Source organism: Saccharibacillus deserti (assembly GCF_013618475.1).
GTDB lineage: Bacteria > Bacillota > Bacilli > Paenibacillales > Paenibacillaceae > Saccharibacillus > Saccharibacillus deserti.
In genome coordinates this window covers 230,770-250,983 of sequence record NZ_JABJVN010000005.1, presented here as the reverse complement: position 1 = coordinate 250,983, position 20,214 = coordinate 230,770, and the positions used below count along the sequence as shown (strand labels likewise).

Below are 20,214 nucleotides of genomic sequence, written 5' to 3'. Positions count from 1 at the left end.
GCGGTGGAAGACTTTACGCTGGAATTCGAAGATTTGATGGAGCAGGCTTACGACCTGCCTTACAGCGCAACCAAAATCGCGCTGCTGGAACGGGCTGCGGAAATTGCCGACCTGGCGGGAGACATCGACTCCGGTTACGAAGCGCGCGAAGCGATCGTGGAGGCGGGCAGCTACGGCGGATTTCCGATGAAAGCGATCGTCGCCTACTCCTGGCAGCTCGGCCAGTACGACCGCAATCCGGACCGTTTCGACGCCAGAACGCTGTATTGGAATTACAAATGGGTCATCGACGATGTGCCTTCATTCCCGGATGTACCGGCCGAACAGATCGAATCGCTGCTTCAGGATCTGCGCAGCCGCTATGAGTCTTACGGAGTCAGTGAGCGGACGTATTGGTATTATCGTTTCCGTCTGTCCATGTACATGGGCGATCTCGACCAAGCGGGCGAAGCGCTCAAAGCGTTCCGCAAACTGAAAAAAGACGAGATGAGCGACTGCTCCGCCTGCGAGCTGGACGAACAGGTCCGCTACCTGCTGCGGACCGGCAAGGACGAAGCCGCTATCAAAAAAGCCAAACCGATCATCGAAGGGCTCCAGCGCTGCGCGCATATTCCGCATGTCACGCTGCCTTATCTGCTGCTTCCCCTTCACCGTCTGGGGCGCGGGGACGAAGCCAAAGCCATGCAGCCGAAGAGCTACCGGATGATCCGGGATAATCTGAGCTTTGTCGAGGAGTTCGGCGAACATATCGGCTATTTGTCGGTTGTCGATCCGCATCGTGCCCTGCCGATCCTGGAACGGCATCTGCCGCAGGTCGAATCGCATGAAGATCCGCTGAGCCGAATGATGTTCCTGCTCAATGCCGCCGCGCTGCTGCGCAAATTGAACCGGACCCAAGAAGCGTTTGTGCTGAATCTTCCGCCTTCCTCGAAGTTCTACGAGCTGGCGGGCAAGCCGGAAGAACTTCGTACGAAGCTGGAGGAAGAAGCCTTCGCCACCGCTTCCGCTCTCGATACCCGCAACGGCAACGATTACTATCATAGGTTTGCCGAACAACTGTTAAAAGAGAGGGGCTGAATGCCCCTCTCTTTTTTTGGCTTTTTATTTGAATTCGATCCCCAGAATCTCTTCTTTCTCTTCCAGCAGCGGCATCAATCGGTCTGCGGTCATGCCTTTGGGCATCCGGACGACCATATCCAGAATCAGCTGTTTCTTTTCTTGGTCTTTGCCGCCCGCTTTGAAATCGATCACCGTCAGTCCGCGTTCTTCGATCCGTTTCCTGAATTGTTCGGAGGCTCCCTGTTCCTGCCGGACCGTGACGATCAGCCGGTGCGTGGACGCGACGAAGCGGCCTTTGAAGCTGCCGTGCATCATGATCTGTGTCAGATAGATCAGCAGGGTCGCGATAATGCCCAAGATATACAGACCCGCGCCCATTGCCATGCCGACACCCGCCGTTGCCCACATGCCTGCGGCCGTAGTCAGCCCGTTGATCGTATACTTGCGCATGAAGATCATGCCCGCGCCCAGGAATCCGATACCGCTGACAATCTCCGAAGCGACTTTGGTCGGGTCGATCTGCACGCCGTCCCGTCCTTCCAGATCCATAAATCCGTATTTGGAAATGACCATAATCAGCGCCGAACCGACCGCGACAATGAAGTGGGTCCGCGTTCCGGCTTCTTTGCGTCTGCTTTTTCGTTCGTATCCGATCAAAGCTCCGCACATGCCGGCGATCAGAATACGGAGCAGATGCTCCAATTCCATCGGCAGATCGATCATATTGAAATATCCCATTGCCCGACTCCTCTCCGATTCAAACCTTACGCGAATCCTTCTGATTCGGCATTTCACGAACGCCTGCTATTTTTTACCCCGAGTTTACACAATTGCTCCGCTTTTTTTACAATTGACGCAACATTTGTTCCGCTTTCCCCGTCTGGAAGGCATCCATGAGAGATTAAAGGAGGAAATAACCGGTGAAAAAGAAGCCTGCAAAAAGCAAATGGGCTCTTCCGGCCGCTGCGGTTGTCTTGTTTGCAGCCCTGGCCGGCGGACAGGCGTACGCGGCTGCGCCTTTTGGAGACCTGCAAGGAATTCCGGAAGCTTCGCGGATCTTGACTCTGCGCGAAGCAGGACTGCTGAACGGTTCGCCGGACGGAAGGTTCAACCCGCAGGATCCCCTGACCAACGCCCAGGCGATCCGCCTTGCCGTAGACACATTCAAATTGAATATGGACGATATTCAATTTATCCGCAAACCCGAAGCTTCCGATTATTTCGCCAAAGCAAGCGACAAGGCGTGGTATGCGGGTACGCTGATCATTGCGGCCCACAGCGATCTCGATCTGCCGAAAGACTTGGATCCGAATGCCCCGGCTACCCGTTCCTCGTTTGCTTCCCTCTTGATTCTGGCAGGTCACCAGCAGGCCGCTTTGCCGGTATTTCGCCTGAGCCCGGTAGAGATCCAAGACGAAGCCGCCATTCCGGAAGGCCGCAGCGGCCTGATGCAGCAGGCGCTCGTTTTCGATATGCTGGAACTTGATGCCGATGGACGCATCCGCCCCAACGAACCTCTGACCCGTGCCGCCGCCGCGGATATTCTGTACGGAGCGGCGCTCTCGGCGAGCCTGATCGAAGCCGAATAATCGTCCGCGCACCGGCTACCCTACCAAAAAGCGTCTCCCTGGAGGAGACGCTTTTTGGTGTCTGCTTCGCCGGATCAAACGGATAGGACGGAACGTTGTCGACCCCATAGGCAAACAGGGCGCTTATGCCGCTTCGCGCACCGGCCGGCGGAACGGCTTGGCGGACCTTCTCCCGTACGTGCCGAGCCGCCACAGGTATTCGCACGGTCCCATGGTAAACCGGCGCAGCCAGAGTGTACTGAGCAGAGCCTGTGCGGCCAACAATACAACCGCAGCTGCGCTCAACAGCGGCAGTCCGATCGTCCCTTCCCAACCAAGCAGCGCGGACAGCGAGACGATGACCGCCGTCTGCATCAGATAGTTCGTCAGCGCCATCCGTCCCATATTCCCAAGCGGTCCCAAACGGCGGCGAACGGAAGGCGAGCCGCACAGCAGCAGAATCGTCGTTACATAGAAGACGCTGAGCGGCAGTCCGCCGATCGCGCTGGCCGTATCGTAGAATCCGGTCGAATCCATCACGGTGCGCTGAAGCAGCGCACACGGATAGATCAGCAGCAGCGAAATCAGCTGGGCTGCGAGCAATCCTCCCCTGTATGCGCCCGGCTCGAACAGTCCGATCCTTGCCGCGCCGTACCCCAGCAGAAACATGCCATAGGTCATGAAGATCGATCCCAAATACACGCCAAGTCCGGTCATAACGAGACCTGCAGCCAGCAGAATCCAAGCATTAGCCCGCCGAAACGGCATCAGCAGAAACCCGAGCACCGCGTAATACACCAGCACCTCGCCCGGCTGAAACAGATGATGTCCGATCCCGATCGCCAGCAAAATCAGCAGTCGGCGTACAAAAAGCAGCGAAGCCTTCTCCCCTCTTCCTTCGGCGTTTTTCATAAACAGATAAAATCCCGCTCCGAACAAAAAAGAAAAAATAACAAAAAAACGGTGGCTGATTCCATATTCGAACCCATTGAAAAGGATCCGGTCTGCCGCTCTTGCCTCAATATCCGTAACGGGAAGCAGCATCTGCTGCATATTGATGAACAAAATGCCCAGCAGCGCAAACCCTCTCAGTATGTCGATCGATTCGATTCTTTTCATGATTTCTCCTCTGTCCAAGCTTATACCCGGGTATCGTTTCGATATCGGCGTTTTTCCCAGAGTAAGTCTTATTCATGCAGCGGGCCATCGATTTGTCTTAACGCCTGCTTACTGCACGCGTAAGGCGGTGTTCGCTCTCCATCGCCTTACGTTCGCGGCAAATGGCAAAAAGGGAGATTCCGCAGCTGCGGAACCTCCCTTTGACCTGCCGAATCCGATTCCCGGAATCGCAATCCGTTCAAACTGTTATTTTTTGTCGATCAGAACGATGCGCGATACTTTCTCGTCCGTCAATTTGACGCTTTTCGTTCCGTTCTCGTTCATCCGGTACAGACGTCCTCCGTCCGCCGCGTTCACATAGAAGATGCCTTCCACGTCGTCTTCGTACTGGCACAGATCCCATTCGACACCGGTCATTTTCTTGAGAGCGAGCGTCGCCGGGTTCAGCACATAGGCGCCGCTCTGGGCGAACACGACTGTCGAGCGCACGACGCCCTGGTTCGTCAGATTGCGGATATAGCCGACGCTGCCTACGGAAAGTTTTTTGGTTTTGGTTACTTTTCCGTTCACGATCGTCGCGGCGTACGCAATGCCTTTGGCATCGTTGAACGCCAGGCTGCTGCTTCCGACATTGGCAATCTCGTGTACGCTGCCGGTATGCAGCTTGATTACTTTGCCTGTCGTGCCGCTGATGACATAACCCTGCCCTTTGGCATAGTCGAAATCTCCGTCTCCGCCTAGGCGAATCCCTTTGTTGAAAGCGTAATAGCCGTTTGCCCAAGCTCCCGAGTATACCGCATTCGCGTCAAGCGGCGACTTGGCATTCAGCGCTTTGGCCGCTCCGCCCTGCAGGGGCAGCGAGTACAGCACCATGCAGTCGGTCGAATACTGGGACTCCTGCGGGTCGGTGTTGATCATCAGATAGAGGCGTTTGCTGTCGGTCCGGGCGTAATAGGCATTGTCCAGAGCGCCTTTGGCAATCCACTGCACGCTGCCTGTACCGTCCGTTTTTTGGGAAGCGACCCAGGTTGTTCGGCCATCTTTGAGCGCATTATAGTAGATCCGGTCTCCGACCACTTTAAAAGCCGGAAAATCAGGATCGGCCATTCCCGTGATTTGGACGCCGTCGGTCAGTTTGCCGGCATTGGCCGGCGCGGCGTACAGCACTCCTTTATCGTCCATCGCGTAGACCGTATTGCCTTCGGTATCGAAGTGGACCACGCGCTTGTCTTTGCTGAAACTCGAAGCTTTGGCGACCGAATCCGTCAGCGACAGACGAAGCAGCGTCGTCGACGTGTCGTCGTACAGATAGTACATATAGTCTCCGGCCGGCTTGAGCTCGGTCCCGTCGAAATTCCGGCGCAGCTGCTGCGAAACGCCGCTGTCCGTCGCCACCCGGTACAAGTCTCCGTCCGATACGTAATACACGTCCGCCTGCCGCGGTGCTGCCGCATCTGTCGAAGGTACGGCTGTTCCGGCTGCGATCAGTGCCGCGGCCATCCCCGATAACGTCAATCTTTTCATCCATTTCCATCCGATTTGCATGTTCGTTTTCCCTCTTTCGTCTGCTGATAAACCGGACAGAACCGGGCGGCACACGCTCGGTTCTGTCCGGTACCCGTCTATCGACACGGGCTTTAACAGGCTACCATAACAGCATTTCAAAAGAACAGGAAATAGATGGTGGATTTTGAAAACACGACTTTCTATCCACTTATTGTGAGTCTGCCGGGCTGCCTGGTCTTGCGAACGCAGCAAAAAAGAAGCGGGCTGCCCCGCTTCTTCAGACGTTTCCGATCACTCAGTTGTCGTCGTCATCGCTGTCGTTATCGTCGTCATTGTCGTTATCGTCGTCATTGTCGCGATCGTTGTCATCCTTATCGTTATCGTCATCGTCGCTGTCGATATCGCTTGACAGCACTTTGCCTGTTTGGGCATCCACGGTCACATCGGCTTCGCCCGTCGCAGTCCGAATATCGATCTCGTACACATAACGGCCGTCCTCTTCATCCAGGTCGTTGTCCGTCACTTTGCCTCCGCCGACATGCTTCACGGCCGTGGAAGCGGCCTGCTCCGCCGTATATTTGACATCTGCGACAGCGGCTCCCGTATTCGAAGCACCGCCTGTGCGATCATCGTCGTTATCGTTTAGATCGTCGTCTTCCACGACTTTGAGTACCGAGCCGCTGTAAGCGTCGACCCAAACATCCACATCTCCCGATGTGCGGTCGATATCGACTTCATAGTAGGTTTTGCCTGCGCGCGTCTCGAGTTCAATATCGTCTACCGTTCCTTTTTGGGCTTTGAGCGCGATTTCTTTCGCTTGGGTTTTGGAAATCATCGTCTTGGAATCCGATACGGCTGCCGCACCTGTCTGCGTGGAAGCGGCTCCCGTTCCCGCTCCGCTTGCCAGCGCCGCCGTTCCTCCGAGTGTCAATGCCGCCGCTACCGCTCCGATCATCATTTTGCGTTTTACCATATCAATCTCCTCCTCTTTCTCTTCTCTAATTTGCAGGACTTGTTTCTGTTCCCTGCCGCACTCTTAGATTAACGCTCCTGTCTGAGAAGGAGGGGAGAGCTTCATTAGAATTCGGTGAGAAAAAAGACCGTTCCCGAAGTCTCCCCGGAAACGGTCTTGGATGGATGCGGCCAAACGTTCTTGGGCCTGTTACGTATCCTCGTCGCTGCTCTCGTCTGGATCCGAGTCATCGTCCGGATTCGGAGAATCTTCCTGTCCGGAAGACGGCGGGTCGGAATCGCTGTCCTCCTCTTCGTCCCAGGTAATCGTCTGCATCGCTCCGGATACGGCGTTGATCTGCACCTCGGCTTGGCGGCCGGTCTTCAATTCGACGTCGACCAGATAATATGCCTGCCCGTCTTCTTCGCTGCGCAGTTCGGCGTCGCTGTCTTCCACGGCACCGGATTCGACGCCAAGCGCGGCGGCAGCCGCGGCTTTGGCCTGCCGCTCGCTCAGCAGCCGGGCATTTGCGCCTCCGGGATCGTCAGGCGAAGCGGGGCTTCCCCCGGAAGACGGAATGCCGTCACCGGGTTCCTGCGGCGGCGACGGATCTTCGTCCGGCACCTGTCCGCCCGCGGATGCGCCGCTGCCGGGCAGCGGCGCATCCGTCAGCGTTTCTCCGGTATACGCGTCGATCGTAAGTCCGCGGCGTTCGCCCGAAGCTTCGGTCAGTTCCGCCGCATACAGACGCGATTCCCCGCTGCCCTTTTCCAGTTCAAGCCGCTCGACCCGGACACCCGCCTGCCGCTCAAGCCGGGCCTTGATCTCGCTCCGGCTTATGATTTCGCGCGGCGGAGCCGCCGCCGCTTCAAGCCGCCGGATCGACTCGACCCGGCCGTCCGCCGCGTACAGCTTGACGGTATACAGTCCCGCTTCGGTCCGAAGCTGCATTTCGTACAACTCTCCGGTTTGGCGGGCCGACTCGATCCGGCCCGAGTACAGTTTGAGCAGCTTCTTCTCGGCTTCCGTCCGCGTAAGCGAAGGCTCTGCCGAACTCCAGGGGCTCCAGACCAGCAGCCCGCCGGCCACAGCGAGCGCCAGCAGGAATGCTGCCGCCCATGCCGTTCTTCGTTTCATGGCGATTCCCCTCCTTCCTCGCTTCTGGACCGCCGCCCGCGCGCCGGAAGAATATCGCGCCTAAAACGCTCTCCTCCCCGGTCGCCGGTTTCTCCGGCCGGAAAATGCAGCGTAACCGCCGTTCCTTCCCCGACTTCGCTCTTCATCGCGATCCGGATCCCGAGAGCCTGGGCCAGATCCTGGGCCAAAGACAGGCCAAGACCCGAACCTCCGGCGCCGGTACTGCGGGTCCGGGAAGTATCCACCCGATAGAAACGGTCGAACACTTTCGGCAGCTCTTCTTCGGAAATCCCGATTCCCCGGTCGACCACTTTCAATTCGGCGGGCTTATCCTCGCCTCCGGTCACGGTCAGCGTAATCCGGTCTTCGCTGTATTTCCGCGCGTTATCCAGCAGTATGAAGAGCAGCTGCCGCACCTTGGCCGCATCGGTCCGGACGAAGACCGGCCGAGGCGCCTCCACTTCGATCTCCCGTCCGTAAGCGCGCATGAACGCCCGCGCCGACTCTCCGGCCGATTCCGACAGATCGGTATCGGCGATCTCAAGCCGGTCGGCTTCCGGGCTTCGGGCCAACTGCAGCAGGCGCTCGGTCAACTCGCGCATCCGCACGGACTCGGACAAGATGGCATCGACCGCTTCGTCGAACACTTCGGGCCTGTCTTTGCCTCTGCGTTTCAACAGGCTCGCGTAGCTCTCGATAATGGTTAGCGGCGTCTTCAGCTCATGCGAAGCGTCGGAGACAAAACGCTCCTGCCGCGCAAAGTTCCCTTCCAGCAGTCCGATCATTTCATTGAATGTTCGTCCCATCTCCGCCAGTTCGTCGCCGGGGCGCTGCCCCGTCTCGATCTGCTGAAACCGGCCGCTGCGCCGGATATCGCCCATCGTGCCGGTCAGCGCGGCAATCGGCCTGACAATCCGGTTCGCCAGCACGGTGCTGGCCAGTACCGCCGGAATCAGGGCCAGCAGCGCCACAATGACCAGTACGGTCTTCAGTACGTCGAAACGGTCTTCGATATCGGCGATGCTGCGGCTGACCTGAACGCTCAGCACTTCGCCGTCGGGCCAGATCACCGGTACGGAGACCCGGATATACCCTTTGCCGCCGCTGCTCAGGCGCTCGGCCGCATGCGAAGCCGTATAGGCATAAGGTTCGCTGCTGAGGCGTTCGCTGAGCTGCGTATCTTCGCTTGCCGTCACGGGACGCGCCAGACTTGTCCCGTCCGGCTGGACGACCCTCAGCATGCCGTCGGCCGGCGCATAGGCACGCAGCAGGTCGTCCGGCGCGGTACGCGAAGCCGATTCGCTGATTCGCTCGGCGGTCAGCTCCGCCTCCATCTCGAAGCGCAGGCTTTCCGCATCCAGCGACATTTTCTCGAACAGCAGGTAGATCGAGATGCAGGCCGCCGCCAGCAGCGCCGCAAACAGCACCGACGAATAGAGATAGATTTTGCTTTTGAGCCTCATGGGGATTCCTTCAGCACATAACCGACGCCGCGAACCGTATGGATCAGCTCGGGAAGGCCCTCTTCATCGATTTTTTTGCGCACGTAACGGATATAGACATCGACGACGTTCGTATCGCCGGCGTAATCGTATCCCCACACCTCGCGGATCATCTGCTCCCGGCTCAAGACTTGGCGCTGGTTGCGCAGCAGGAAGACGAGCAGATCGAATTCCCGGGGAGTCAGTTCGATCCGCCGTTCGCCGCGGAAGACTTCTCTTGTCTGTTCGTTTAATCTGAGGCTGCCCGCCGTAAGGGACTCTTCCGGCTGCGCCGATCCTTCGCGGCCCGAACCGGCGGCCGCGCTGGCTCGCAGGGCCGAACGGATCCGCGCCAGCAGCTCCTCGATCTGGAACGGCTTGGTCACATAGTCGCTCGCCCCGAGATCGAGTCCCGACACTTTGTCTTCTACCGAATCTTTTGCGGTCAAGAGAATAACGGGAGTCAGCGAATCGGCCGACCGAATCCGCCTCAGCACTTCGATCCCGCTGAAACCCGGCAGCATCACGTCCAACAGGATCAGATCCCAGCCGCCTTCCCGGTATTTGTCCAATCCTTCCGAACCCGACCCGGCACGGCCTGTCCGATATCCTTCATAACCGAGCTCCAGTTCCAGCAGCCGGGCGATTTTCTCTTCGTCTTCAATAATCAGTATCGTTCCGGTCACAGCCGGTCCTCCTTCTTCCGTCGCTTCGCATCCCGCCGATCTCTGCAATCCGCGGCCGCCCGCTCCGGCTTTCGTTTCTCTTCGGGCGGCGCTTCCGGTCTTCGACTGGAAACGCCTTGTCCCATAGTTTAAGCCAAATCGGATCCGTCCGCCAGAAGAGTCAGAATCTATGCAATATATCTAGGACTTTGGTTGCGTTTTACTTGAAAATGACCTCTAACAGTTTACTCTTTGTGTCAACTTTTTTTATACTTAAGCGATATTCGGCCGTTTCCATTCAACCGTTTACAAAAAGGAGGGTTCTTTCATGCAGCAGAAAATCAGAATCGGTATCGCCGGTTACGGCAACCTGGGCCGCGGCGTACGCAGCGCCATCGCGCAAAACCCGGACATGGAGCTTGCCGCCGTATTCAGCCGGCGCGATCCCAAGTCGCTGGAGCAGCGGGGAGAATCGGTCCGTTTCGTACATATGGCGGACGTCGAACGTTATAAAGAAGAGATCGACGTCATGATCCTGTGCGGCGGGTCCGCTACGGATCTGCCGGAGCAGACGCCGCAGCTGGCCGCGCTGTTCCATACGGTAGACAGTTTCGATACCCATGCCAAAATTCCGGAGTTCTACGACCGGGTCAATACGGCGGCTCTGCTGAGCGGCAAGCTCAGCGTCATCTCGACCGGATGGGACCCGGGCTTGTTCTCCATGAACCGCCTGCTGGCCCAGTCCATCCTGCCGGAAGGCGAAGAATATACGTTTTGGGGCAAAGGCGTCAGCCAGGGACATTCCGACGCGATCCGCCGGGTTCCGGGCGTACGCGCCGGCGTCCAGTACACGGTCCCTGTCCAAACGGCGATCGACCTGATCCGTTCGGGCGAAACGCCGGATCTCAAGACGCGCGACAAACATATGCGCGATTGTTATGTCGTGGCGGAAGAAGGCGCGGACGAAAATGCCATCCGTGAAGCGATCGTGTCCATGCCGAACTATTTTGCCGACTATAACACCAGCGTCACGTTCATCACGATGGACGAATTGGAACGCGAACACTCCGGTATGCCGCACGGCGGCTTCGTCATGCGCAGCGGCGTCACCGGAACCGGAACGAAGCAGCGGATCGAGTTCGGACTGGAACTCGAAAGCAACCCGGAATTCACCGCCAGCGTCCTCGTCGCCTATGCCCGGGCCGCTTACCGTCTGGCCGCCGAAGGCCAGAGCGGCGCCCGCACCGTATTCGATATCCCGCTCGGCCACTTGTCCCCGAAATCCGCAGCTCAACTGCGAAGTGAATTGTTGTAGTCCAATTTACTTTGCGGAAGCTGCGAAGTGAATTGTTGTAGTCCAATTTACTTTGCGGAAGCTGCGAAGTGAATTGTTGTAGTTCGTTCTCCCGGCCGTCATCCGGATCTTCAGCCGTTTGACGGTGCTTTTCGCCTCTGTTCTTTATTCGATTAACGCTTGTCCTTGGTGTACCGAAGAAGCGAATCTTGCTGTCCGATCGCTGCCGATATCGATTTCGGATCGGAGCGACCTCTCATTCGAAAAGGAGCGTGCCTTTTATGATCGAAACTTATAACGAAACCGCCTACACGGAAGCAAAAGCTTACGTCGAACATGTATTTGATACTGTCGTCCGGCGCAACCCTTACGAAGACGAGTTTCATCAAGCCGTGCGCGAAATTTTCGACTCGCTCGTTCCCGTATTCGCCAAGCATCCCCGCTATCGCGAACACGGACTGCTGGAGCGCCTTTCCGAACCCGAGCGGCTTATTTCGTTCCGGGTACCCTGGGTCGACGATTCCGGGCGCGTACAGGTCAACCGCGGTTTCCGGGTCCAGTTCAACAGTGCGATCGGTCCTTACAAAGGCGGCCTGCGGTTTCACCCTTCGGTAAACGCGAGCATCATCAAATTCCTCGGCTTCGAGCAGGTACTCAAAAACTCGCTGACCGGGCAGCCGATCGGCGGCGGCAAAGGCGGCTCCGACTTCGATCCCAAAGGTAAATCCGATATGGAAGTCATGCGTTTTACCCAAAGCTTCATGACCGAACTGTACCGCCATATCGGTCCCGATACCGATGTGCCGGCCGGCGATATCGGAGTGGGAGCACGCGAAATCGGCTATATGTACGGCCAGTACAAACGGATTCGCGGAGCCAGCGAAGCGGGCGTACTGACCGGCAAGAATCCGCTGTACGGCGGCAGCCTGGCCCGCACCGAAGCAACCGGTTACGGCTGCGTTTACTTCGTGCAGGAAATGCTGCAGAGCGCCGGACTCGACTTCGACGGCAGCCGCGTGGTGGTATCGGGCTCCGGGAACGTGTCTATCTATGCTATCGAAAAAGCGCAGGCGCTCGGAGCTGCCGTGATCGCGTGCAGCGACTCTTCCGGCTATATCCATGATCCCGAAGGCATCGACCTGGCCGCGGTCAAACGGATCAAGGAAGCGGGACGGGGACGTATCTCCGAATATATCTCGGAGCACCCGCATGCCGTCTACACGGAAGGATGCGAAGGCATCTGGAGCCTGCCGTGCGAGATTGCCCTGCCGTGCGCCACGCAAAATGAAATCGATGCGGCGGCAGCCGAACTGCTGATTCAAGGCGGCGTCAAAGCGGTCGGAGAAGGCGCCAATATGCCTTCGACGCTTGCGGCTATCGAGCGCTTCCTCGAAGCCGGCGTGCTGTTCGGTCCGGCCAAAGCGGCCAATGCCGGCGGCGTCGCCGTATCGGCGCTGGAAATGGCGCAGAACAGCGCCCGGGTCTCGTGGAGCTTCGAAGAAGTCGATACCCAGCTGCAGCGGATCATGAAACGCATCCATGCCGACTGCCGGCAGGAAGCCGAAGAATACGGCCATCCGGGCAATCTGGTCGTCGGCGCCAATATTGCCGGGTTCCTGAAAGTCGCCGATGCCATGATTGCGCAGGGCGTCGTTTAATCCGCCGATTCTTCCAAGCGGGCGGCCGAATCGGCAGCCCGGATTGAACGAACGTCTGTTACAACCCAAAAAGAGCGAAACCGATCGCGATCGGTTTCGCTCTTTTTGACGTTCGTTTCCGGCCTGCGATTTCAAGGCATCATTCAAACCGCGGTAACCTTCCGGTTTCGGCGAAGCCGCCGCAGGCCGGATCAAATCCGCATCGTGTCCGGCCGGAACTCTTTGATCGCGGAGCGGATCCGCTTGGCGTCCCAGTTCTCTTCGGCCGCACGCGAACACAGCGACGGAAATTCTTTGTCGCCCGCGTTGCGAAGGGCGATGACCTGCGCCATGCTCAAGCGCCGATCGATTTCGCGTCCCGTCAGGCGGTAATAGCGGAATCCTTCTTCGACGCGAACGATACGATCCTGCGTCTTGGTCGCATAGACGCGAATCCGGGTCGCCGCGAAGATCAGGCACAGCGAAATTCCCGTCAAGATCCAGGCCGGCAGAGCCGCTCCGTCCTCATCCCATACCCGAACCAGATTTACGATCGAAGCGGTGAACACCGCAAGAGCAAGCGGAAGCGTCACGAAATGGTAAGGCCAATCGAAACGCAGGCTGAATTTTTTGGATCGTTCCATCTTTTCCCCTCTTTTCTCCAGGCTTCCCGGCCGGAACTTCTGCCCGGCCGCTAAGTTCTATTACACGTCCGGCGCCATTCGCAACCATAGGCGAACCTGCCGCAGCCCGGGGTCCCGAAGAAAGACCGGCTTCCGCTCAGCGTCCGGCAGGCTGATCGGGGAAAGCCGCCCCGCGCCGATATTGATTCGGCGATACGCCGATCACCTTTTTGAAGGCGGTACTGAAGTAATGCTGGCTGTCGTACCCGCTGCGTTCCGCAATCTCGTAGATCGGCAGATCGGTCGAATTCAGCAGCTCGATCGCTTTGCGGATACGGGCATGGGTCAGCAGCGCCACGAACGAATCGCCCAGCTCTTTTTTGAGAATACGGCTCAGGTAGACGGGCGATACCTGGAGCGTCCGGGCAAACGATTCGAGGGTAAGTTCGGGGTCGCCGTAATACTCGCCCAGATATTCCCGCGCACGCCGGACAAGCGGCGACAGCTGCGCGTCTTTGTACACGGCGGCCCGGCAGCGCAGATACGTATCCGGCAGCGACAAGACGCCTCCTGACACCGGTTCCATATGCGCGTTTACCGCGATTTTGAGAAAGCGTCTGACGCTGCGTTCGATGATTGCCGCAAGATCCGCTTCGGCCGCATCCCACAGAAACAGCAGCAGAAGCCCCGCCGTATCCTGCATCAGCATATTCCGTCTGCTCCCGGTCAGCTCCGAGACGATATTCTCCGTTGCGAACGTATACAGCTGGCGATCGCTTTCCCGCAGGACCGGCTGCACGGATTCCCGCTCGCCCCAGCGAATCACGCACAACTGCACCGGGCTGGAAGAGGGAAGCCCCAGAAAACCGAGCCGTTCTTCGATCTCGTCTTCGCCAAGCAGCCCTTCCGCCCATTCCTGGCCGAAACGCGCTTTGAGCAGCGGAATATTGCGGCGAATCTGCTCGGAAGCAAGCTTCAGGTACCCCGCCTGCTTGGCCAGATTGTCCAGATTTTCTTTGACCCGAAGCAGGACTCCCCGCAGCAGTTCCGGATTGACGGGCTTGAGCATATAATCTTCGACCCCGAGGCGGATCCCTTCACGCGCGTAATCGAATTCGTCGTGTCCCGTGATAATGACGAAACGGCAGTCCGGCAGCTGTTCCCGCAGCTTGCGCATCAGCGCGATCCCGTTCAGAAACGGCATGTTCATGTCCACGAGGACCAGATGCACATTCAGACTCAGGGCAAGTTCAAGCGCTTCTTCGCCGTCTTCCGCTTCGCCGACCACTTCCATGCCGAGTCCCGCTCCATTCACCGCTTCCCGCAGCCCTTCGCGGATAATCGGTTCGTCATCCGCAATCAATACCCGATAAGGCGTTTCTCTCATTTCTTCTCCTCCTCGTCGCTTCCGGTCGCCGGCGGTTCGAACAGCAGCGGATGGCGAACCGTCACGACGGTTCCTTCTCCGGGCCTGCTGTCGATCTTGAGTCCGTAAGCTTCTCCAAAAGCAAGATTCAATCTCGCCTGAACATTCAGCATACCGTAGCTGCGGCCGCTGCGTTCACGCTCCGAAGACTGGCGCTCGAGCGCTTCCAGCGGGTGCCGCAGCTTCTGCCGCAGCTCCGCGAGCCGCTCCGGCTCCATCCCCGCTCCGTCGTCCGCCACTTCCAGCAGCAGCTCGCCCGGCCCCGCTGCAATCCGGATCCGGATCACGCCGGGTCCCCGGCGCGCTTTGATCCCGTGATAGATCGCATTTTCGACCAGCGGCTGAAGCAGCAGCTTCAAGACGAAAGCCGGCTCCGACCGGGAGTCGGCTTCGATCTCGACCGCAAGCCGTCCTGTATACCGGGTCTGCTGGATCACCAGGTAACTGCGGATATGCTCGATTTCGTCCGCGAGGGGGATGATATCGCTGCCTTTGCTGAGTCCGATCCGGAACAGCTTCGACAGAGATTCCACCATCTCGGATACTTCGCCGGCGTCTTTTTTGCGGGCCATCCAGTGGATGGTATCCAGCGTATTGTACAGAAAATGCGGCTTGATATTGTCCTGCAGACTCCGCAGCTCCGCTTCCCTTTTCTGACGTTCCTTGCGCTCGACCAGCTTGATCTGACTGCGCAGTTCGACCAGCATGTGATTGAAGCTGTGTCCCAGCATTCCGATCTCGTCGCCGCGAATTTCCGTATACGGGACGGATAGGTCTCCCGATTCGGCGCGGCGCATAGAGGCCATCAGACCGCCGATCGGATCGGAGATCGATTTCGATAAACGCAGGGAAGCCGTCAATCCGAGCAGACAGACGAAGAACAGGAAGCAGATGACATAGAAATGGATCTGTCCGACCTCGTACACCGATTCCTTCGTCAGAAACACGCCGACCGTTCGCCAGCCGGTGAACGCAGACTCGGCGTAGATCAGCTGCAGCTCCTGGCCGTCTACCGTACGCGTGACCGCCCCGGTCTCCCCTCCTTCGAACCACCCGGCAGGCAGACGGTCGGCATAAGGCTGCTCGGGTGCGTAAATCTGTCCGCCTTCCCGGTCCACCACCGTCAAATATCCGGTTCTGCCGAGCTTGATATCGCGTGCAGCCTTCGATACGGTCCACAGCTTCAGATCAATCAGCACGACCCCGATCGCCTGCTCGGTATCGGGGTCCATGACCGCGCGCACGACCGTAACCACCTCGTCGCCCCGGTAATTGACATGCGAGGTCAAATTCCGCTCCGAAGGCTGTCCCAGAACCGTAAACAGCCCTTCACGTTCAAGCGCTTCGCGGTACCAGGGTTCCTCCGTCAAATTCGCAGGCGTGCGGGCGTACAGCTCGTTGCTGACATAATCGCCGTTCCTGCCGACGACAAGCAGTCCCGCGATCTCCGGATACAGGGTCGTATAGCGCTGCAGATACTGCTTAAGCCGATAAGTTTCGTCGTCGGACGCCTCGCCGCCGTTCATGAACGCACGGACGCTTTCGTCGAATCCGATCAGGTAGGTCATATTCTGCAAACTTTCCATATCGCTGTCCAGCGTCTGGTTGACTTTCCCGATCAGCTGCAGCGTATGCTCGACGGCCTGTTTCTCCAATACCCGGCTTACGGTCCAGTTTACGAGATAACCGAGTCCGATCGAGGGCAGCAGACTGACCAGCAGAAACAGAATCATCAGCTGATAGCGCAGACGCAGATCGTGCAGGCGCGGCGGCTTCAGGCGCGCAAAAGTTCGGTCCGCTCTACGTTCCGCCGACGTTCGCCGTTCATTTGGCATAATAATCGTCCACATTGTCCGGCGTTACGATCGAAATCCCCGTATCGACGCCGACCGGCAGAGGCGACACATCGCCGGAAGCCGCCGGAGACGGAATCGTCAGATCGTGATGCAGGTGAAACAGGTACTGCAGCGACCAATATCCCATGTTCCAGGTCCCCTGGGCAATCGTGGCCGAGATGCTGCCTTCGCGGATCATATCGAGCGTGTCCTTGTCGGTATCGAACGCGATGACCCGCAGCTTCGCGCCTCGTACAAGCTCGGCTGCGGCTTCACCGGCCCCTTTGCCTCCGGCCGCTTCGGTCACGAATACGCCGGCCAGATCCGGATGTTTGCGCAGCAGGGACCGGGTCAGATTCTTGGCCACCATCGCGTCGCCTTTGTCGTCTTCCGTCGCGACGACCTTCATGGCCGGATACGACCGCTCGATCGCTTCGCGGAAGCCCCGTGTGCGCTCTTCGTGATTCTGCTGGAAAGGAAGCGTAATCACCGCCACTTTCCCTTGTCCGCCGAGCAGATCGGCCATCCGCTCCGCCGCCGCGGCTCCTGCCGCATAATTGTCCGTGCCGAGAAACGAGTAGGCTTTGCTGCCTTCCGCCCCGGAATCGAACAGGACGACGGGAATGCCCGCATCCACCGCTTTGTCGATCACACCGGTCAGCGAATGGGTATCGATGGCGGAAATCGCGATTCCCGCAGGTTTTTTGGCAATAATCTGTTCCAGCACCGTAATTTGTTCCCGGGCATCGTACTGCGTCGCGCCGCGGTATTCGATCGACACGTTCAGCGCGCCGGCCGCGTCTTCGAACCCTTTCAGACAGCTTTTCCAATATTCGATTCCCGACAAAAAGGTAACCATCACATAATTTTCGCCGAGTTCTCCCCGCAGCTGCTGCGAACGGAACGATCGCTCGTCGGCTTTGTTCGTATAAATATGCTGGGCGGCATAAGCCAGAAAAGCCGCAATCAGCACCATGTAGAGCAGAGCCATTTTCTTCACGTACCGCCTGCCTCCTTCCTTCTGCACCCGCGGCTTGCGCCGCCTCAATCCCTTCAGGCTTAAGTGTATCCAAATCGGATCGCGAAAAAAAGAGAATTCCGACGAATACGGCGCCAAACCGCGGCGAAGCCGTATCCAAACCTGCGGCATAAGCGGCAGGTTTGGATACGGCTGTCAGCCGAAAAGCGGGAGTATGCCCCGGCGCCTCGGATTAAGCGGCTCTTTTGTTTTTGTTGTAGATATCGAACGCGACCGCAAGCAGCAGCACCAGACCTTTGATTCCCTGCTGCCAGTCGATCCCGAGCCCGATCAGCGACATGCCGTTGTTCAGCACGCCCATGACAAGCCCGCCGATGATCGCGCCGAACACGGTCCCGATCCCGCCGGCAGCCGACGCGCCTCCGATGAAGCAGGCCGCGATCGCATCAAGTTCGAAGTTGGTACCGGCTCTCGGCGTTGCCGCGTCCAGACGGGCCGCGAAGATCAGTCCGCTGACCGCGGCCAATACGCCCATATTGACGAATACCCAAAACGTGACTTTTTTTGTTTTGACACCCGACAGTCCCGCCGCTTTCTCGTTGCCGCCCAAGGCGTAAATATGGCGTCCCATAACCGTCTTGTTCATCATGAACGAGTAGGCGAGAATAAGCACGAACAGCAGCACCAGAATGTTCGGAATCCCCGCATAGCTGGCCAGCATAAACGTAAACGCGTTGATGACGATCGCGATCACCGCAAGTTTGAGCACGAACAATCCGGTCGACGTCACTTCAAAATTATACCGGGCCTGTTCGCGGCGGCCGCGCAGCTCGTTCAGGATGTACAGCACCGTGAACGCGACGCCGGCGAGAATCGCGACCAGATTGGTCGCCGTATCGGCCAAATTCGGCACGAAGCCGGAACTGATCTTCGTGAATCCGTCCGGGAACGGGGAGATTGATTGGCCTTCCAGCACGATCATGGTCAAGCCCCGGAACAGCAGCATCCCGGCCAGCGTCACGATAAAGGCGGGAATCTTGACGTAGGCGACCCAGAACCCCTGCCAGGCGCCGATCAGCGCTCCGGCTGCCAGCGACGCGATAACCGCGATCCAGGCCGGCAGGCCCCAGTCTACCATCATGATCGCCGACAGGGCGCCCACGAACGCGGCGACCGATCCGACGGACAGATCGATATGGCCGGTGATAATGACGAGCACCATGCCGATCGCCAGCACGAGGATGTAGCTGTTTTGCAGAATCAGGTTGGTGATATTGATCGGTTTGACGAGCAGTCCTCCCGTCAGCACCGTAAACAGAATCATGATGACGACCAGGGCAATAATCATGCCGTACTGCCGGACGTTGTTTTTAAACAGTTTGGTGATCGCTTCCACGCTTAACGCCTCCTGTATGGGTCATATATTTCATCAACGTCTCTTGGGACGCCTGCTCGCGGCTGACTTCGCCCGTGATCCGGCCGGCGTTCATGACATAAATGCGGTCGCTGAGTCCGATCACTTCCGGCAGTTCCGACGAAATGACGAGAACGGCTTTGCCCTGCGCGGCCAGCTGTTGAATGATCGTATAGATTTCGTATTTGGCGCCGACGTCGATCCCCCGGGTCGGTTCATCCAGAATCAGAATATCCGGTTCCGAGAAGATCCATTTGCCGAGTACGACTTTCTGCTGATTGCCTCCGCTCAGATTGCCGGTCTTCTGCAGGATGCTCGGCGTCTTGATATTCATCCGTTTGCGCATGTCTTCGGCGACCAGCACTTCTTCGCGTTCGTTGACGACCGCCCGCTTGGTCAGCTTGCCGATGCCCGTCAGCGAAATGTTGCGCTTGATATCGTCCATCAGAATCAACCCGTATTCCTTGCGGTCTTCCGTCACATAGGCGAAGCCGTTGGCGATCGCCTGGCTGACCGAATCGTTGCGGATTTCCTGGCCGTCTTTGACAAGCTGTCCGCTGATGTTCCGGCCGTAGGATTTGCCGAAGATGCTCATCGCAAGCTCCGTCCGGCCCGCCCCCATCAATCCCGCGATACCGACGATTTCGCCGTGGCGCAGCGTCAGATTGATATCGTCCAGCGCTTTGCGGTCCGGATGATGTTCGTGATAGACGGTCCAGCCGCGGACTTCGAGCGCCACTTCGCCGATCTCAGGCGTCCGCTCGGGGTACCGGTGCGTCATGTCGCGCCCGACCATGCCGCTGATGATCCGGTCTTCCGTGACCCCGTCTTCTTGCATACTCATCGTTTCGATCGTATGGCCGTCGCGCAGAATCGTGATCGAATCCGATACCCGGGTCACTTCGTTCAGCTTGTGGGAGATCAAAATGCAGGTGATGCCTTCGCGTTTGAATTCCAGCATTAGCCGCATCAGATTCTCGCTGTCACGCTCGTTCAGGGCCGCGGTCGGCTCGTCGAGGATGAGCAGCTTGACCTTTTTGGACAGCGCTTTGGCAATCTCGGCCAACTGCTGTTTGCCGACGCCGATATTGCCGACGAGCGTATTGGGATTTTCGCTCAAACCGACTTTCTTCAGCAGTTCGCCGGTCCGCATAATCGTCTCGTTCCAATCGATGATGCCTTTTTTCGACCGTTCGTTGCCGAGAAAAATATTCTCCGCAATCGACAGATACGGGATAAGCGCCAGCTCCTGGTGAATGATGACGATGCCTTTTTCCTCACTCTGCTTGATATCCTTGAATTCGCACGGGCGGCCTTCGAACAGAATATCGCCTTCGTAGCTGCCGAACGGATACACGCCGCTCAGCACTTTCATCAATGTCGACTTGCCCGCTCCGTTCTCTCCGCACAGCGAATGAATCTCGCCCTGGCGCACCCGGATATTCACATCGTCCAGCGCTTTGACACCGGGAAACGTCTTGACGATCCCGCGCATTTCCAAGATATACTCCGACATGGT

17 protein-coding genes are annotated in these 20,214 nt (G+C 58.0%); 4 read left to right on the top strand and 13 right to left on the bottom strand.

Annotated features, from left to right (window positions below; translation table 11 throughout):
- The first annotated feature begins 3 nt into the window (after positions 1–3).
- Positions 4–1,077 (top strand): hypothetical protein, encoded by a 1,074-nt coding sequence (locus HOP44_RS14830; RefSeq protein WP_172254637.1) that lies wholly within the window; start codon positions 4–6, stop codon positions 1,075–1,077.
- A 24-nt stretch (positions 1,078–1,101) separates the two neighbouring features.
- Here HOP44_RS14830 and HOP44_RS14825 read toward each other — a convergent pair whose 3' ends face one another.
- Entirely contained in the window at positions 1,102–1,797 is a 696-nt protein-coding gene (locus tag HOP44_RS14825) for an MgtC/SapB family protein (protein WP_246369831.1), read from the bottom strand.
- 182 nt (positions 1,798–1,979) lie between these two features.
- Here HOP44_RS14825 and HOP44_RS14820 point away from each other — a divergent pair, with 182 nt between their 5' ends.
- Positions 1,980–2,648 (top strand): S-layer homology domain-containing protein, encoded by a 669-nt coding sequence (locus HOP44_RS14820; RefSeq protein WP_172254635.1) that lies wholly within the window; start codon positions 1,980–1,982, stop codon positions 2,646–2,648.
- 123 nt (positions 2,649–2,771) lie between these two features.
- Here HOP44_RS14820 and HOP44_RS14815 read toward each other — a convergent pair whose 3' ends face one another.
- The 6 genes from HOP44_RS14815 to HOP44_RS14790 all read right to left on the bottom strand — a co-directional run bounded on the left by HOP44_RS14815 (position 2,772) and on the right by HOP44_RS14790 (position 9,508).
- Positions 2,772–3,746 (bottom strand): DUF418 domain-containing protein, encoded by a 975-nt coding sequence (locus tag HOP44_RS14815; protein WP_172254633.1) that lies wholly within the window; start codon positions 3,744–3,746, stop codon positions 2,772–2,774.
- A 246-nt stretch (positions 3,747–3,992) separates the two neighbouring features.
- Positions 3,993–5,291, bottom strand: a complete 1,299-nt coding sequence (locus HOP44_RS14810) for a DUF5050 domain-containing protein (protein ID WP_181286076.1) — start codon at positions 5,289–5,291, stop codon at positions 3,993–3,995.
- A 256-nt stretch (positions 5,292–5,547) separates the two neighbouring features.
- Positions 5,548–6,225 (bottom strand): PepSY domain-containing protein, encoded by a 678-nt coding sequence (locus tag HOP44_RS14805; protein WP_172254631.1) that lies wholly within the window; start codon positions 6,223–6,225, stop codon positions 5,548–5,550.
- A gap of 189 nt (positions 6,226–6,414) precedes the next feature.
- A complete protein-coding gene (locus HOP44_RS14800; protein WP_181286075.1) occupies positions 6,415–7,341 on the bottom strand; it encodes a PepSY domain-containing protein in 927 nt (308 codons plus the stop codon).
- Complete coding sequence (locus HOP44_RS14795; protein ID WP_172254629.1) at positions 7,338–8,804, bottom strand: sensor histidine kinase; 1,467 nt, start codon at positions 8,802–8,804, stop codon at positions 7,338–7,340. The genes HOP44_RS14800 and HOP44_RS14795 overlap by 4 nt, the downstream gene beginning before the upstream one ends.
- Positions 8,801–9,508, bottom strand: a complete 708-nt coding sequence (locus HOP44_RS14790; RefSeq protein ID WP_172195272.1) for a winged helix-turn-helix domain-containing protein — start codon at positions 9,506–9,508, stop codon at positions 8,801–8,803. Before HOP44_RS14790 ends, HOP44_RS14795 begins: the two co-directional genes overlap by 4 nt.
- A 307-nt stretch (positions 9,509–9,815) precedes the next feature.
- Between HOP44_RS14790 and HOP44_RS14785 the strand changes: the two genes are divergently transcribed.
- Positions 9,816–10,802: a diaminopimelate dehydrogenase gene (locus HOP44_RS14785; protein ID WP_172254627.1), complete on the top strand. Its 987-nt coding sequence runs from the start codon at positions 9,816–9,818 to the stop codon at positions 10,800–10,802.
- Positions 10,803–11,062: 260 nt separating this feature from the next.
- Positions 11,063–12,439 carry an NADP-specific glutamate dehydrogenase gene (gdhA, locus tag HOP44_RS14780; RefSeq protein ID WP_172254625.1) on the top strand — a complete coding sequence of 459 codons (1,377 nt, stop codon included), beginning with the start codon at positions 11,063–11,065 and terminating at the stop codon, positions 12,437–12,439.
- Positions 12,440–12,630: 191 nt separating this feature from the next.
- Here gdhA and HOP44_RS14775 read toward each other — a convergent pair whose 3' ends face one another.
- The 6 genes from HOP44_RS14775 to mmsA form a co-directional block, all read right to left on the bottom strand.
- A complete protein-coding gene (locus tag HOP44_RS14775) occupies positions 12,631–13,062 on the bottom strand; it encodes a DUF6526 family protein (protein WP_172254623.1) in 432 nt (143 codons plus the stop codon).
- A 136-nt stretch (positions 13,063–13,198) separates the two neighbouring features.
- Complete coding sequence (locus HOP44_RS14770) at positions 13,199–14,428, bottom strand: response regulator (RefSeq protein ID WP_172254621.1); 1,230 nt, start codon at positions 14,426–14,428, stop codon at positions 13,199–13,201.
- Positions 14,425–16,302, bottom strand: a complete 1,878-nt coding sequence (locus HOP44_RS14765; protein WP_172254619.1) for a cache domain-containing sensor histidine kinase — start codon at positions 16,300–16,302, stop codon at positions 14,425–14,427. The genes HOP44_RS14770 and HOP44_RS14765 overlap by 4 nt, the downstream gene beginning before the upstream one ends.
- On the bottom strand, positions 16,292–17,302 hold the full coding sequence (locus tag HOP44_RS14760) for a substrate-binding domain-containing protein (protein WP_172254617.1): 1,011 nt from the start codon (positions 17,300–17,302) through the stop codon (positions 16,292–16,294). The genes HOP44_RS14765 and HOP44_RS14760 overlap by 11 nt, the downstream gene beginning before the upstream one ends.
- Before the next feature lie 211 nt (positions 17,303–17,513).
- Positions 17,514–18,677, bottom strand: coding sequence for a multiple monosaccharide ABC transporter permease (gene mmsB, locus HOP44_RS14755; protein WP_172254615.1), 1,164 nt, complete (start codon positions 18,675–18,677; stop codon positions 17,514–17,516).
- Entirely contained in the window at positions 18,652–20,211 is a 1,560-nt protein-coding gene (gene mmsA, locus HOP44_RS14750; RefSeq protein ID WP_172254613.1) for a multiple monosaccharide ABC transporter ATP-binding protein, read from the bottom strand. Before mmsA ends, mmsB begins: the two co-directional genes overlap by 26 nt.
- Positions 20,212–20,214 lie beyond the last annotated feature (3 nt).